The 15,584-nt window shown below is 48.0% G+C and carries 10 protein-coding genes; 8 read left to right on the forward strand and 2 right to left on the reverse strand.

Going from position 1 to position 15,584, the window contains the following annotated elements; translation table 11 throughout:
* The first annotated feature begins 110 nt into the window (after positions 1–110).
* From LZG74_RS21485 to LZG74_RS21520, 8 genes are all read left to right on the forward strand, one after another.
* Positions 111–2,462 carry an ABC transporter permease gene (locus LZG74_RS21485; RefSeq protein ID WP_233798546.1) on the forward strand — a complete coding sequence of 784 codons (2,352 nt, stop codon included), beginning with the start codon at positions 111–113 and terminating at the stop codon, positions 2,460–2,462.
* A gap of 89 nt (positions 2,463–2,551) precedes the next feature.
* A complete protein-coding gene (locus LZG74_RS21490; RefSeq protein ID WP_233798547.1) occupies positions 2,552–3,274 on the forward strand; it encodes a LytTR family DNA-binding domain-containing protein in 723 nt (240 codons plus the stop codon).
* A gap of 2 nt (positions 3,275–3,276) precedes the next feature.
* Entirely contained in the window at positions 3,277–5,382 is a 2,106-nt protein-coding gene (locus tag LZG74_RS21495; RefSeq protein WP_233798548.1) for a HAMP domain-containing sensor histidine kinase, read from the forward strand.
* 68 nt (positions 5,383–5,450) lie between these two features.
* On the forward strand, positions 5,451–5,990 hold the full coding sequence (locus tag LZG74_RS21500; RefSeq protein WP_233798549.1) for a hypothetical protein: 540 nt from the start codon (positions 5,451–5,453) through the stop codon (positions 5,988–5,990).
* Positions 5,991–6,091: 101 nt separating this feature from the next.
* Complete coding sequence (locus LZG74_RS21505) at positions 6,092–7,135, forward strand: sensor histidine kinase (RefSeq protein ID WP_233798550.1); 1,044 nt, start codon at positions 6,092–6,094, stop codon at positions 7,133–7,135.
* A gap of 141 nt (positions 7,136–7,276) precedes the next feature.
* Positions 7,277–8,386 (forward strand): sensor histidine kinase, encoded by a 1,110-nt coding sequence (locus LZG74_RS21510; protein ID WP_233798551.1) that lies wholly within the window; start codon positions 7,277–7,279, stop codon positions 8,384–8,386.
* An 11-nt stretch (positions 8,387–8,397) separates the two neighbouring features.
* Entirely contained in the window at positions 8,398–9,180 is a 783-nt protein-coding gene (locus tag LZG74_RS21515) for a LytTR family DNA-binding domain-containing protein (RefSeq protein WP_233798552.1), read from the forward strand.
* Positions 9,181–9,238: 58 nt separating this feature from the next.
* Positions 9,239–12,064 (forward strand): PQQ-dependent sugar dehydrogenase, encoded by a 2,826-nt coding sequence (locus LZG74_RS21520; RefSeq protein ID WP_233798553.1) that lies wholly within the window; start codon positions 9,239–9,241, stop codon positions 12,062–12,064.
* 4 nt (positions 12,065–12,068) lie between these two features.
* Here the strand turns inward: LZG74_RS21520 and LZG74_RS21525 are convergent, their stop codons facing one another.
* Both LZG74_RS21525 and LZG74_RS21530 read right to left on the reverse strand, forming a co-directional pair.
* Positions 12,069–13,196, reverse strand: coding sequence for a metallophosphoesterase (locus LZG74_RS21525; protein ID WP_233798554.1), 1,128 nt, complete (start codon positions 13,194–13,196; stop codon positions 12,069–12,071).
* A 117-nt stretch (positions 13,197–13,313) separates the two neighbouring features.
* Entirely contained in the window at positions 13,314–15,557 is a 2,244-nt protein-coding gene (locus LZG74_RS21530) for a heavy metal translocating P-type ATPase (protein ID WP_233798555.1), read from the reverse strand.
* Positions 15,558–15,584: the final 27 nt, after the last annotated feature.

Genomic DNA, 15,584 nt, shown 5'->3' on the forward strand with positions numbered 1-15,584 from the left:
AAAAAAGGATGCACGCAAAAATTTAAAAACTAAGCTTTTAGTTTTTAAACGTATAAGTTAGTTCTATATTTGAGAAATCATATTGATCCAATTCCCAAAATCTAAATGCCATGATAAAGAATTACTTAAAGATCGCCCTCCGGGTTTTGCTCAAACAACGCCTGTACACGTTTCTAAACATTGGCGGACTAGCCATCGGGCTGACGACCTCGCTGCTGGTTTTGCTTTGGGTCAAAGATGAAATGAGTTTTAACAAATTCCATCCCAATTACGACCGCATTGTGAAGGTTATGCTCAACATTGCGACCGAATCACAGACCACCCAGACCTACGAGCTTACCGCGCCGCCCGTTGCCGAGGCCATGAAACGGGAAATCCCTGGCGTGGTAGATGCCACTTGCTCCTGGCAAAACAAAGCGGTGTTCACATATGGAGAAAAAACAAATGAAGAAACCGGTCTCATGGCGGACCGGACATTTTTGAAAATATTCAACTTCCCCGTTTTAAAAGGCAATGCAGAAACTGCGCTGAGCGAGCCAAATGTCATTTTGATCACGCAAAAATTTGCTGAAAAATATTTTGGACAGGCTGATCCTGTCGGGAAAGTGATCCGGATCGGGAATGCCGAACATTGTTATATCGAAGGCGTCCTGGAAAATGTGCCTTCCAACTCTTCGCTTCAATTCGACTTCATCCGATCGATGCCCGATTCGATGAGCACGGCCTCCTGGGTGGAAGTGAAAGCCCATGTGTTTGCGCTTCTGGAACCGGGCGTGAACATGAAAAAGCTTCGGGATCAGATGAAACCCATCACCAAACGCCATATGCCTGAATTTGTCACCGGATGGAGCTATTTCCCATACAGCCTCAACGATTGGCATTTGCGGAGCCACTTCGAAAATGGCGTTTACACAGGCGGCGGGCGTATCAGTTACGTGCGGTTGTTTGTCGTAGTGGCCATTTTTGTCCTGATTATCTCTGCCATCAATTTTACAAACCTATCTATTGCTCGGGCAACCGGGCGTTCCAAAGAAGTGGGTATACGCAAAGCAATCGGCGCAAAAAAATCCGCATTGGTCGCGCAGTTTCTGGGTGAGTCTTTTATCCTCACATTCCTGGCCGGGCTAATCAGCATAGGCTTGATATATGCCATACTGCCATTTTTTAATGATTTTCTGGACAAAAAAATCACCATCAACTGGCTGGACCCCTCCTACTCCGTGAGCCTGCTCGGCGTGCTGTTGCTTACCAGCTTACTGGCTGGATTTTATCCGTCGTTCGTGCTGTCGGCGTTCAAGCCGGTTCTGGTGTTGAAAGGCGCTGGTCTGGGAAATTCAGCAGGCCCCGCATGGCAGCGCAAGGCGCTTATCATAGTGCAGTTTACTATTACGAGCATTCTGATGGTAGGCACAGGCGTTGTATATCAGCAAATTGAATTTATCAAAAACCGTAATCCAGGCTACGACCAGCGCGATCTGGTCCGGATAGAAGCCAGGGAACTGTCCCAAGTAAACCGTTACAGACAGGCGCGGACAACATTATCCGAAGTGCCGGGCGTGGAAGCATTTTCCAGCGCGAGCGCCACTTTTCAGGGAACATTCGGGCGCAACTATGTGGAATGGATGAATGGCCAGCAGCGGGAAAGGAATATGTTCGCAGTCATCAGCGGGGATCATAATCTGACATCAACACTGAAAATGAAAATCCATTCGGGCCGGGAATTTTCCCCGTTGCTGGCTTCGGACAGTGCCGGCGTGATCATTAATCAGGAAGCAGCCCGCAGAATGAACCTGGCAGACCCGGTTGGCAAGCAAATCCAGGTAAACGGAATGGAAATGACCATTACGGGCGTAGTTGAGAACTTCCATATCGCGTCCGTTCACCAGATGATCGAGCCCACAGTAATCTTGTTCCGACCATTCCAAACCCGCTTTTTCTTTGCCAGGATTAATAAAAATGACAGAGCTGCCACTTTGGAACAGCTTAAAGAAAAATACGAATCGCTGCTTCCCGGCGCTATTTTCAGTTACCAGTTTGTGGATCAGGAATACGAGCGCATGTATCAGAGCGAGATACAGGTGGGGACGTTGGCCAATTGGTTTTCGGCTATTGCCATCATTATTTCGTGCCTCGGACTTTTTGGCCTTGCATCATTCTCAGCGGAAAGGCGGACCAAAGAAATCGGCATCCGGAAAGTTTCAGGCGCTTCGGTCGCGGAAATTTTTGTATTAATGAACAAGGATTTCGTCAGACTTGTGTTGCTATCCCTGCTCCTGGCTGCCTACCCGGCCTGGTATATGATGAATCTCTGGCTGGAAAAATTCGCCTACCACACGCGCATCAACGAGTGGATTTTCGTCCTGTGCGGCCTCGGCACCATCAGCATTGCCATCATTACTGTGAGCTATCAAAGCATGAAAGCAGCTCTCGCCGACCCTGTGAAAAGTTTGCGGCATGAATGACGGGCAAAAACCTGACCTGCCTTTTTATTTTGTGGATATATCAGGCCGATCCTTTTGCATATATTGAGCCGATATTTACTCATTCCTTTATGAACGGCAGTACGGTCCCGCATGTACGTTTTATTGCAATCGACGATAATCCACTGGATCTTCTTTTTATTACCGAATTCGCGAAAGCATTCCCGTTCCTGCAAAACTGCGGCGCTTTTTCGAGCGCGTTGGAAGGTTATGAAGCGCAGCAATACATTAAGCCGGATCTGGTTTTTCTGGACATTGAAATGCCTGGGTTCACCGGGCTTGAATTATTGCGCAAGATCCGGGCCGAGGTGGATATGGCCGTTTTCATCACGTCACATCCCGAATTTGCGATTGACGGGTATGAACTGTCCGCCCTGGACTACATTCTGAAACCGCTTACCCAGGAGCGGTTCGAGGCAACTGCGCGCAGAATCCGGGAATACGCGTTGATGAAGCACCGTTCCGAGGCTTACGAAGTGCTTTTCGAGAAAGATGTGCTCATGATCAAAGAAGGCCATAACCAGGTAAAATTGTCGCAAAAGGACATTATTTATCTGGAAGCCATGCAGGATTATACCAAAATCATCACACCGCAAAAAAACTACATCACATTATCCACGCTCACGTGCTTCATGGAGCAGCTTCCCTCCGACCGCTTCATGCGCGTGCACCGGAGCTATGCCGTTTCTTTAAATCAGATCAAAGAATTGCGGCATTCGGAAGTGGTCTGCAACAACACCATTATCCCAGTTGGAAAGACTTATCGATCAGCCATTGCAAAGCTCAGACTTTGAATATGAAAAAAATTCTACTGACTCTATTAGTTTCAACCGCCTTACTTTCAAACATTTACGCCCAGTCAATCCCCGACTTGTCTGGTTACAAAACCACAAAGGACAAGCTCGAAGCACTGGCTGACCTTTGCGATACACTGGCCCTCGCCGAGAATGTTGAACGTGAAAAAGTGGTTTCCAAATACGCATTAAAACTGGCGCCCGCCAACGATTGGTATTACCGGTCCATATTCCATTACAATCTGGGCTTCGCCTATGAAAGCGCCGATCCCGACAGCTCCATTTACTTCCACGAGCAATCTCTCGCAGACGCACGCAAGGGAAAGTTGCCGATCCGCATTCTCACTGTCCTGCAACGGCTCTTGTTTTCCTATTATAATACGCCGGGGCACACCCACAAAAGCGACAATGCGCTCCGGGAAATGCTGGCCAGTATTGATACTACCAAAAATGAGAACAGCAAAGCCTCCCTGTATGCCACAATTGGGAATTATTATTCTGTAAAGGGACAATACAACACGCAGATACAGTATTTGCTGAAAGGCATCGCCATTAAAAAGAAGCTGATAGAGCAAGGTGTGACCAAAGACCGCGAAGATGTGGTAGTAGATCTGATGAGCCTTTCGGAAATCTATATCCAAATGGCGCAGGGTGAAAAAGGTCTGTACTATGGTAAGGAAGCACGAAAATACATTGTGGCTTACAAACCGTATCTCAATCACCATTACAAAGACATGACGGATGTTTACATTCTGCTGAAACAACCGGGTATGGCAAAAATTTACTACGACAGCCTCGCCGGAATGATCACGCCCGACAACCAGAATTCGGGCCGACGCTCCAATAAAATAGCAGCAGACCTCACTTTTGCAGACTATTATATGTCTAACAAACAGCTGGATAGTGCAGCCATATTCATCAAACGTGCCAATGATCTCGCACCAAAGTGGGCAGGTGAATTCCTAATGTCGCAGGTGAACTATATGACCGGGGAATTGTATATGGCGCAAAAGCAATATGCGAAAGCCCTACCATTGTTAAAGGCAGCCGAACCGAACAGCACGGGCCTCGGCCTTGAAATTCATGCTTTTCTTTTACAATCACTGGCCAGATGTTACGCTGCAACCGGTCAGTGGCAGCAGGCGTATGCCTATTATGATAAATATGCACCCATCCGTGATTCGCTGTATCTGGAATCGTCCAGGAAAAGCATTGCGGACGCGGAAGCGCAATACCAGAACAAGGACAAGCAGCAGCAGATCGAGATGAAGAATATTCAGATCGATAAAGCGCAAAAGCAGCGGATCTGGCTTATTTCCGGGCTCGCATTGCTAGCCTTATCATTGGTGTTGCTAGGCATTATTTACAGGAATAAAAGAAAAAATGCAGCAATTTTAGATCAAAAAAACAAAGAACTCGCCAAGCTGATCGCAGAGTTGGAAGAGGCCAATCATACGAAAGCCAAACTTTTCAGCATTATCAGCCACGACCTGCGTTCACCGATCAGCCAGGTTTACCAGTTTTTGAAACTGCAGCAACTGAACCCTAAACTGCTTTCTGACCTGCAAAAGGCCGAATTGAGCGAAAAAATCCAGACCGCCACAGGATCTTTACTGGAAACAATGGAAGATCTGCTGCTTTGGTCCAAAACGCAGATGAACCAGTTTAAAGCTGATATCCAGCCTGTTGACGTTTCCCACATCGCTTCACAAAGCTTGAAATTGCTGCAACTGAACATTGATTCCAAAAACCTGCGCGTCGAAAACAATGTTCCATCCGGGACAATGGTCCAAACCGATCCTTACTACTTACAGGCCATTATCCGTAACCTGCTTCAAAATGCAGTGAAAGCATCTGACGAAAACGGTTTGATCCGGCTTGGCATCAATGGCAACGAAAACCGGCTTACCTTTTTCATCGAAAACGGCGGAAAAGCATTCAGTGAGGAAGATTACCAGCGTATCCTCGCCCAAAAAGATGCCGGAAAAGGCCTTTCAGGTCTGGGATTGAAACTCGTAGACGAATTATCCCTGAAAACCGGACTTAGGATCGAATTCCAAAATCCTGCCGAATCATTGACGCGAAGCCTGGTAACATTTCAGATGTAACTTTCCAAATGTAACTTCTGACATACTTATAGAGCACATTTAACCGTTGAAAGGCAAAGCCTTACTCCGTGTTCGCCAGACTATTACTGATCTTCATCCTTTGTGCATCCTGCGCTGCCGCGCAGCCTTACTATACGCGCATTCGCGGGGCTTTTGGCGCAGAAATTTTTGGCATTGCTCCCAAAGGCGCCTTCGTTGCCGAGGCTGCATTTGGATATACGAAGCGGTCGTTCTGGGACGTTCAGGCGGGAATTGGTGCGGTGAGCCAGCCGGAATTTCGCAGCCCTGCATTTTCGGCAGCATTAACGCATTGTTTTATCTTAAATCCCTATAAACGAAACTCGTGCACGCCGCATCCCGATCATTATGCCATCGAAACCTACCTTGAAGCAGGAATTGCCTCCTTCTTCGTCGATCGCTATGACAGGGGCTTGCATTCGGGAGTCAACGGACAGCCAGCATTAACACCGTCGGGAATTGCAGGATTGCGTTTTAACCTGGTAACCGACCGATGGATTTATATTTTAAAGATCAGATACACGCCACCGTTAGTTTCCAATCCAATCGCTTCCCAGGCCGGCGTGGGGCTCGCCATGGCCTGGCGCTGAAAAAGAAACCGATGGACGCAAAAAACATCGGCGGCCTGATAAGTAATTATTTAGGGTTCGCTATTTTTGAATTTATCTTGCAAAACCCTTCCTGAATTATCGTGAGGCCGCGTTTTTTTTCGAAATACGAATGGTGGTATCATCTGGCGATTATGCCTGTGTTCTGCGCTGTCGGCAATTATTACTTTATAGGCACTGTCTATTTCCGGGAATTTCCGGTCTTCGTGAAAGCGACATTGCTTGTGCTGGCGCTTTACTGGTTTTCGATCGTGATGCTTACCATTGTGGTCCGCTGGATCATCAGCAGGTTTCCGCATGTGGATGAGACACGGCCGCGCTTGCTGGCCATGTTACTGGCAGTAGGGACGCTTACAATGGGACTTGCTGCTTTTGATGTCTGGGCGTACAGCGTTACGCCTGGCCTCGAAGTGCAATTTACCTGGCAGAATATCTGGCCGATCATGATCCTGGGCGGCTTTTTCGACATTTTTCTTTGTTCCATGCTGGGCCTCTTTTACTCTTTGGAACAATGGAAAAAAAATCAGACGGAGAGTGAAAAGCTGGAAAGGGAATCGCTGCAACACCAGTTTGATGCGCTCAAAGGACAGGTTAACCCGCATTTTTTGTTCAACAGCCTCAATACACTTTCCGCACTGATCGGCGACGACCAGGATAAGGCGGAAGAATTTGTCGAAGATCTGGCCAAAATTTACCGCTACATTTTGCAGGCCTCCAAAACGGAGCTCGTCCCGGTCCAGGCTGAATTCACTTTCCTGCACACCTATGCACGGCTGCTGGGTGCGCGCTACGGCGAGAGCCTGCACATTATAGAGCCGGAACCTTATGCGGGCGAACTGCTCGTCCCGCCACTGGTGTTGCAGGTTTTGATTGATAATGCGATCAAATTTAATACAATGAGCAAAGCGAAACCGCTGACTATCGAAATAGGGATTGCATTTAGTCAGCGACTTATGGTCCGGAACAACATTCAGAACAAAGTCAGGACGATGGCGACCGAGCAGGGCGGGCTGTCCGGCTTGCGCGTAAAATATCATGCGCTTAGTAACCGCGAGCTGCGCGTGGACGAAACGGACGAGCATTTTACAGTCACCGTTCCGTTGCTTTCCGCCCGGGTGCGCGCTTGATGTACAGATGCGAAACGTTACAATTCATGTATTTGTTCATTCAATTGATACAACATACATTCCCGCGTTTGGCACTGCGGGTATACTTTTGAATTCATTAACAAACTGAAATCGCGGCCAGAGTCCCCGGGCCGGCGCACAATGAACAACGGAAAATTGATAGCAGGAATGTCAGGTGCATTGAGCCCCAAAACGCGCTGGTCGTACGTGCTGACGATGCCGGTTTTCCTGCTTTTCTTCAATTATCTCATGGTAGGGCCGGGTTTTTACAGCAATTGGAAAACATTCGCGGGAAGCACATTACTGAATGGTTCGCTACTGACCGTCACGTTTTTTATTCAATCCAAAATCAGTGACAACATTGCGCAGCGCCATCCCAGACTGGACCAGACCATCAGGCGCATTTTCATATCCATAGCCGCACACGCGGCAATTTCCGGTGTTTTTTTGTTGCTGATCGCCTGGTTATACATTGGTTTCGCGCTGTTCGGGTCCACGCTCACCGTCCAGAAGATCCTCACCATTTACCTGATCAATATGGGCGCAATTATGCTGGTTATGGGCATTCAGGAATCTTTTAATGCCATCGGCAGATGGAAACACCATGAAGTGAACCGCGAAAGGTTGATGAAGGAAAATGTTAACGGACAACTGGAAAGTCTGAAAGCACAGGTCAGCCCGCATTTTTTGTTCAATACATTAAATTCATTGTCTACATTAATTGCCGAAGACCCACGGAAGGCCGAGCAGTTTGTGGATGAAATGGCGCGCGTTTACCGTTACTTGCTGCAAACCAATCACGCTTCTCTGGACGACAGCGATTTCAGCCAGCTCACCACATTGCAGAAAGAACTTTCCTTCATTGAATCATACGGACATTTACTAAAAACGCGCTATGGAGACGGAATGAAGCTGTATGTACATGTGGAGAAGCATTTGATGAACCGCAGAATTCCGCCATTAACTTTGCAATTACTGGTTGAAAATGCAGTCAAGCACAATGTGATCCGCGCCAGCCGGCCGCTCACCATTTTCATACTAAGCACGCAGGACGGGAATTTAATGGTGCGTAACAATTTGCAGACGAAGACATTGACCGCCGGCGCCGAAAACCTGGAATCGACCGGCGTGGGACTCGTCAATATCATTACCAAATATAAGCTTCTCAACGAACAGCAAAAGGACATTTCACAGCCTGTCGTTGAGAGTAATCACGAATTCTTTACCGTAATACTGCCATTAATAGCCTGAAAATTAAAATTATGGACGCACTAATCGTAGAAGACGAAGACCTCTCTGTCAGAAGATTAAGAAAATTATTGACAGAAACCGCGCCCGACCTGCTCATCAGCGGCGTGACCGACAGCATTGAAGAAACCGTGGAATGGCTGAGAAACAACCAGAAGGCAGGCCGTGCCGATCCGGACCTCATTTTTCTTGACATTGAGTTGTCGGATGGGCAGAGTTTTGAAATATTCAACCGCGTGCAGGTGACCAGCACCATCATTTTCACAACCTCCTACGATGAATATGCATTACAGGCTTTCAAACTCAACAGCATTGACTACCTGCTGAAACCCGTACACCGCGACGATTTGCAGCGGAGCCTGCAGAAATATGAAAACATGCGTGCATTACCAGCCGAAGACTCGCTCGAAGGGATTAAGAAATTGCTGGAAGGATTTCAGAAAACGAGCAAGAAAGAATACCGGCAACGATTTTTGGTAAAACAAGGGCAGAAAATGCTGTCCATCGAGGTAAGCGAGATCGCCTATTTCTTCACAGAAGAACGTTACAGCTTCTTTGTAACGGACAACAACCAGAAATTGCTGGTGGATTATACCCTGGATGAGCTCGCCGACGTGCTGGATCCCACTCGTTTTTTCCGCATTAACCGCGGGATGATGGTGACGCACAAAGCGGTTGACAAAATCGATCCATATTTCGGAAGCCGTCTTGCGCTGAGCCTGCGACCGTCGCATAATAAGGAAGCGCTGGTAAGCCGTGAAAAAGTGGGTGATTTTAAACATTGGATGGGAAAATAGGAATAAGAATTTTTAACGATAATTTGTTATATTTCCAGTAAACTCTTGTTTACTACCTATGACAAACTTTTCCCCGCGTTTACGGCGAATTTCGCGTGTCCTGAAAAACACCGCCCAGATTCCCGCCTTTTTGCTGATTGCAGCATTCACTATTCAAGATAGTCCGCCCAAGCCGGATGAAAGCCGCTTCACGCCCATTGTGGTGGCGGAGAATCTGGACGAACCCATGGTGTTTGAAGTGCTTCCCGACGGTTCGGCTTACATTATTGAAAGAAAGGGCGCTTTGAAAAAATACAATGCGTCCACCCAGTCCACCGACCTGATCGCAATGATCCCCGTTAACACCAAATACGTTAGCGCAGAAGGTGTTTCCCGGGAAGCCGAAGAAGGACTGATGGGTTTTACTATGGACCCCAATTTTGAAAAGAACCATTGGATCTATCTCTATTACGCGCATCCGACCGAGAAAAAACACATTCTTTCACGTTACGAATTGCGGGATGACAAACTCATAGAAAGCTCAAAAAAGGATGTGATCGAGGTGGTTACACAACGCGAGGTGTGCTGCCACACGGGCGGCGGGATGACCTGGGATAAAGGTGGTAACCTGTATCTGACGGTTGGTAACAACACCGGAAACCAGAAAGCCGCTCAAACCGACGAGCGCGAGGGACGCGCCAGCTGGGATGATCAGGGACATGCGGGAAATACGAATGACCTGAGAGGGAAAATCTTAAAAATCCATCCCGAACCAGACGGCTCGTACACCATTCCGGAAGGCAATCTTTATCCCAAAGGAACGGCAAAAACGCGTCCTGAGATTTACTCAATGGGCCACAGGAATCCGTGGCGCATTGCGGTTGACAGCAAAACGGGCTTTTTATACTGGGGTGAAGTGGGTCCCGATGCCAGCGAAGATTCGGAGATCGGGCCGCGGGGTTATGATGAGTTGAACCAGGCCAGAAAGCCGGGTAATTTTGGATGGCCCTGGTTTGTGGGCGATGATCAGGCATTTCCGGTGTATGATTATGCCGCCAACAAGCCTTTGGCAAAAAAAGACCCGAAAAATCTGGTCAACAATTCACCAAACAACACGGGCTTGAAAGAGCTTTTACCGACTGCCCCTAGTTTTATTTACTATCCTTACGGCATTTCTGAAAAATTCCCGGCCGTGGGTTCCGGTTCAAGGAGCGCAACAGGCGGACCCATTTATCACCGTGCGGATTTCAAATCACCAAAAAGACCATGGCCGGCTTATTATGAGAACAAATGGATAGCGGCCGACTTCTCCCGCGGCTGGATTATGGCCATTTCTATGAGCCCGAATGGTGATTATGAGTCCATGGAACGCGTGTTGCCGGCTTACCATCCGGTGCAGCCTATCGACATCAAATTCGGCCCGAATGGTGACTTGTATGTGCTTGAATACGGCAGCAACTGGTTCAGAAAGAGTGAAAATTCGAGGTTGATCCGCATTGAATACAATGGTGGCAACCGCAAGCCGATTGTTCAGGTTTCTACGGATAAAAAAGGCGGAACAGTTCCGTTTCAGGCGAAGCTTTCTTCGGCCGGAACAAAAGATTTTGACGGAGATAAACTGAAATACAGCTGGAAAATCACGGGTAACGGCGGCGCTGCGAAAACATTTGCCACAGCTGAGCCAACTGTAACATTTGACAAACCAGGCGTTTACACAGCCAGCCTGACGGTAACCGACGCCAAAGGCGCTTCCAATTCGCAATCTCTGAGAATTATTGCCGGTAACGAGCCGCCAAAGGTTTCGGTGAACGTGGACGGAAATAAAACATTCTTTTTCGCAGGAAAACCCATTCCCTACTCCATCGATGTCACCGACAAGGAAGACGGCAGTTTATTGGAAGGAAAAATCAAACCTGAGGAAATTGCGGTGAGCATCGACTACGCCTCTGAGGGTTTTGATTATGCCGAAGTCATTCAGAGCCAGCGCAGTGTGGATGCGAGCACGCAGTTTGCCGTTGCCCAGGTCCTGATCGGCAAGAGCGATTGCAAAGTCTGCCATCAGGTGGACGCAAAATCGGTAGGACCCTCATTTGCAGACATTTCTAACAAATACAAAGGTAAGCCGGGCGTAACGGAAGCATTGGTAGGGAAAATTCTCAAAGGCGGAGCCGGGGTTTGGGGCGAAGTGGCTATGCCTGCCCACCCCGCATTGCCTGTGGCCGATGCCGAGACCATTGTCAAATACATTCTCAACAGCACAGACAAGACATTGAGTACATTGCCTGTCAAAGGTGAATTTACACCGAAAATTCCTGCACAGGATAATGGAAAAGGCTCCGTACTGATCAGGGCGGCATTTACGGATCGCTCTATGAGCGGCAACAAGGCTATCCCTGCCCAGACAACGGAAGAAATGATCGTCCTGAGAAGCCCCGAACTGAATGCGGCCGAGGCACCTATTGTGCAAGGTGCAGATATGAAAGCACTGGGAACAGCAGGGCTTGGTTTCAGCGTGGTGACTTTTGCAAACAGCTTTCTGGCTTTCAAAGAAACTGATCTGACTGATATAAAGGCACTTGAAATGAATGCCGCGGCCCAGAAACGGGAAGGCGCTATGGGCGGCAAGATCGAGGTTCGGCTGGATTCACCTACCGGAACGCTCATTGGTGAACAGAATGTCGAAATTGCTCCGGAAGTGGATATGGCCAAGCTGATGGCTGAACTGGAAAGCCAGAAAAAGCCGGGTGAAACCGTAAAACCGCCGCGTCGCCCTACCCGCGCGCCGGTTCTGGTTAACATTAAGCCAACCACCGGCAAACATGACATTTATATATTGTTTAAAAACGAAACGGCGAAGCCCATCGAACCATTGATGACACTTTCCAAGATCACTTTCAAGCAGTAAGAACCTAGGTTTCTATTACAAAACGGTCGGCCAGGATGGCATTCATTCCTGGCTCGACCGTTTTTTCATGCGGAAGCGTGTAAAACTCGCTGGTAATGCGGATCCCTTTTTCTGTTCTTTCGAGCGAGACTTTCAAAAAGCCATGCTTGTTATCGCAATAATTTTCAAGGGTTACATGATTAAAAGCCGCATTATTGGCTGTAAAACGGCTGTCCGAAGTGGTCGCAACAGGATGCAGCTCATCATAACCACCACCACCGGCGACGATAAACGGAACTGTTTTGCCATCGAAATATCGCTTTGAGAACCGCTGGTAATTGTGAACATGCCCACTGAAAACAACATCCGGGCGGACACCGGTCTGCTCGAAAACCCCATCAAAAAACTGGATCATCGGAAGGCTCGATCCATGGTTAATATCCGCAGAATAGGGCGCGTGGTGAATACATAGAATAATGGCCTTTTCAGGACGATCAGCATCGGCACTCCTGAGCTCTTCCAGTAACCACTTACGCTGGTCCGGGGTAATTACGCCGAACTTGGTAACATTGCCATACATGCCGATAATGCGCGCAACCGGTGTCATGAGCGACCAGAAAACGTTAGGCTGCGTCATGCTTTTTCGTTCCGCCCCGCCGCTAAAACTTACGGTTTGCGGTTGCTTATCACAAAAAACGGCCTTAAACGGATCCAGGCTTCGGTAGGAAACTCGGCTGTCTGGGTTTACATCACTGTCGTGGTTTCCCGGGATGGCGAAGATAGGGCCGGGATATTTTTGGTAGGGATCAAAAAATTGCCTTTTGTACTGACTTGCTTCTCCGAAATTATAGACAATGTCGCCCAAATGATACAGGAACATGGGTTCCTTCCCCGTGCCATCAGTCTGCTGATATTGCTTGATCATTTCGGCAACCACGAGCTTTTGAAAATCCGGATTACGAATGCTTCCCGTGTCACCGAGCATGTGAAATGCCAGCTTATTACGGTCATTTAATTCCTGAACCGACTCTAAATCAAGGTGATAAGGATAGTTTCCTGTGGGTGCCGGCAATGGCTGGAATTTATAGGAATCATCCGGCTGATTTTTCTTTAAAACCGGTTTGTCGTATTTCTTATTAAGGAATGAATTCATCAAGGTGCGAGTAACTGAACGTTCAAAATGTGCACCGCAATGAAGCAAATGCACATTTTTACAACGGGTTACCGCAAGTTTTGGTTCTTGTTGTCCCGACCATCAGGCAACTTATACTCACAATTTCATCGCCTTCAACCGCAAGCTGTTCCCCACAACCGAAACCGAACTCAACGCCATGGCGGCACCTGCCAACATCGGATCAAGCAGGAACCCGTTCACGGCATAAAGCACGCCAGCCGCAATGGGAATGCCAATCAGGTTGTAGATAAACGCCCAGAAAAGGTTCTGTCTGATCGTTTTAACCGTTCTGGCGGACAGATTTAATGCTTTCGGGATCATGTTAAGATCGGAGGTGATCAATGTCATTTTGGCCACATCCATTGCAATGTCCGAGCCTTTTCCCATCGCAATGCTCACATCCGCCTGCGCGAGTGCGTGACTGTCATTGATGCCGTCACCCACCATTGCCACAATTTTTCCTTCTGCCTGTAATTGTTTTACAAATTCTGCTTTGTCCGAAGGCATTACTTCGGCTTTATAATGTTGTAAACCAATTTGTTCAGCCACGGCTGCGGCAGTTTGCTTGTTGTCGCCGGTGAGCATATAAACCGCAATGCCCATTTTCTGCAATTTTTCAATGGCTTGTTTTGAAGTCGCCTTAACCCTATCAGCAATGGCAATGATTGCCAGAACCTGTGTCTTATCAGCAAAATAAATGACCGTTTGCGCTTCCTGCTGCCATTTTTCAGCCAATGTTACCAGCTCATCGCCAATCGCCACGCCGCTTTCCGAAATCAGCTTTTTGTTCCCTATAAAATACGTCACCCCGTCACTTACAGCCCGAACACCCTGACCGGTAATGCTGTCAAAAGATGTCAAAGGCACTTTTTCGATTTGATCCTTCTTCAAATGATTGACAACCGCATCGGCCAGCGGGTGTTCCGAGCGCGATTCCATGGCTAATAAAATTTGTTCGGACAACGCTTTATTCCGCGCTTCTGCACTCCAAACCAGTTTCGTGACAGCAGGCTTGCCTTCGGTTATCGTTCCCGTTTTATCCAGGATAATGGCATTCACCCTGTGTGCAAGTTCCAGGCTTTCGGCGTCTTTGATAAGTATATTATTTTCCGCACCCTTCCCTACCCCAACCATAATAGCAGTAGGCGTAGCGAGGCCGAGCGCACACGGGCAAGCGATGACAAGAACGGTCACCGACGTCAGTAATGCATGCGTAAATGCATCTTCTCCACCCAAAACCATCCAGACGATGAATGTCAGAATAGCGATACCAATTACCACCGGCACGAAAATCCCGGCGATCTTGTCCACCAGCTTTTGCACCGGTGCCTTACTTCCCTGCGCTTGCTGCACCATTTTGATGATCTGCGCCAGAATCGTATCGCCACCAACTTTTGTGGCTTCAAACAGAAAGCTTCCTTTTTGATTAATTGTGCCCGCAAACACCTTTTCACCAGCCTTTTTTTCCACCGCAACCGGTTCACCACTGATCATACTTTCGTCCACAAACGAGCTGCCTTCCGTCGCGATGCCGTCCACCGGGATCTTTTCACCAGGTTTGATTACAATGATGTCGCCCACCTTCACTCCTGCAACCGGAATTTCCGTTTCCGTGCCGCCGCTGATGATGGTAACTGTTTTAGGCTGTAAACCCATGAGTTTTTTCAGGGCCGAAGTCGTGTTGGACTTGGCCTTTTCTTCCATTAGTTTACCCAGCGAAATAAATGCGATTACAACCGCAGCCGCTTCAAAATACACATGCGCATGCAAACCACGCGCATGCCAGAACTCCGGATATATCGTATTAAATGCGCTGAAAATGAATGCTATACCCGTGCTCAACGCAACGAGCGTATCCATATTGGCCTTTCTGTAACGGGCTTGCTTGAATGCATTAACAAAAAAGCTACGGCCCAAAATAAACACAACGGGCGCTGCCAGCACCATCATAATCCAGTTCCCATAAGGCAACGCCCTGGCAGAACCTTCCATGAAGAACATGCCAATAACGACAATAGGAAGCGATAAGACAGCCGCCCAGATTGTCCTCTTTTTTAAACCATTATAATGTGCTAATTGTGCTTCCTGCTGCACTTGCTGCGGGTCTTCTACATTCACAACAAGGTCATAACCCACGGAGCGGACCGCATTCTGAAGTTCCAGGGGCGTAACTGTATCCTCGTATTCCGCCCAGGCCGTCTGCGTCGCATAATTCACACCTGCATCATGCACACCCTCGACGGATTTGAGCATACTTTCTACACTCACCGCGCAGGCTGCACATGACATGCCCAGCACGGGAAAGGTTTCTTTTATATTGTTTTCAACTATCGTAGCCATCGCTGTTTTCATTTTTACAAATGTATC

The organism is Dyadobacter sp. CY327 (assembly GCF_021390415.1).
Taxonomy (GTDB): Bacteria; Bacteroidota; Bacteroidia; order Cytophagales; family Spirosomataceae; genus Dyadobacter; species Dyadobacter chenhuakuii.

Bases quoted from the DNA above. Each gene is read 5' to 3' on its own strand.
- LZG74_RS21490 (WP_233798547.1), top strand. From the start codon at position 2,552: ATGAACGGCAGTACGGTCCCGCATGTACGTTTTATTGCAATCGACGAT.
- LZG74_RS21485 (WP_233798546.1), top strand. From the start codon at position 111: ATGATAAAGAATTACTTAAAGATCGCCCTCCGGGTTTTGCTCAAACAA.
- LZG74_RS21520 (WP_233798553.1), top strand. From the start codon at position 9,239: ATGACAAACTTTTCCCCGCGTTTACGGCGAATTTCGCGTGTCCTGAAA.
- LZG74_RS21525 (WP_233798554.1), bottom strand. From the start codon at position 13,196: ATGAATTCATTCCTTAATAAGAAATACGACAAACCGGTTTTAAAGAAA.
- LZG74_RS21495 (WP_233798548.1), top strand. From the start codon at position 3,277: ATGAAAAAAATTCTACTGACTCTATTAGTTTCAACCGCCTTACTTTCA.
- LZG74_RS21530 (WP_233798555.1), bottom strand. From the start codon at position 15,557: ATGGCTACGATAGTTGAAAACAATATAAAAGAAACCTTTCCCGTGCTG.
- LZG74_RS21515 (WP_233798552.1), top strand. From the start codon at position 8,398: ATGGACGCACTAATCGTAGAAGACGAAGACCTCTCTGTCAGAAGATTA.
- LZG74_RS21510 (WP_233798551.1), top strand. From the start codon at position 7,277: ATGAACAACGGAAAATTGATAGCAGGAATGTCAGGTGCATTGAGCCCC.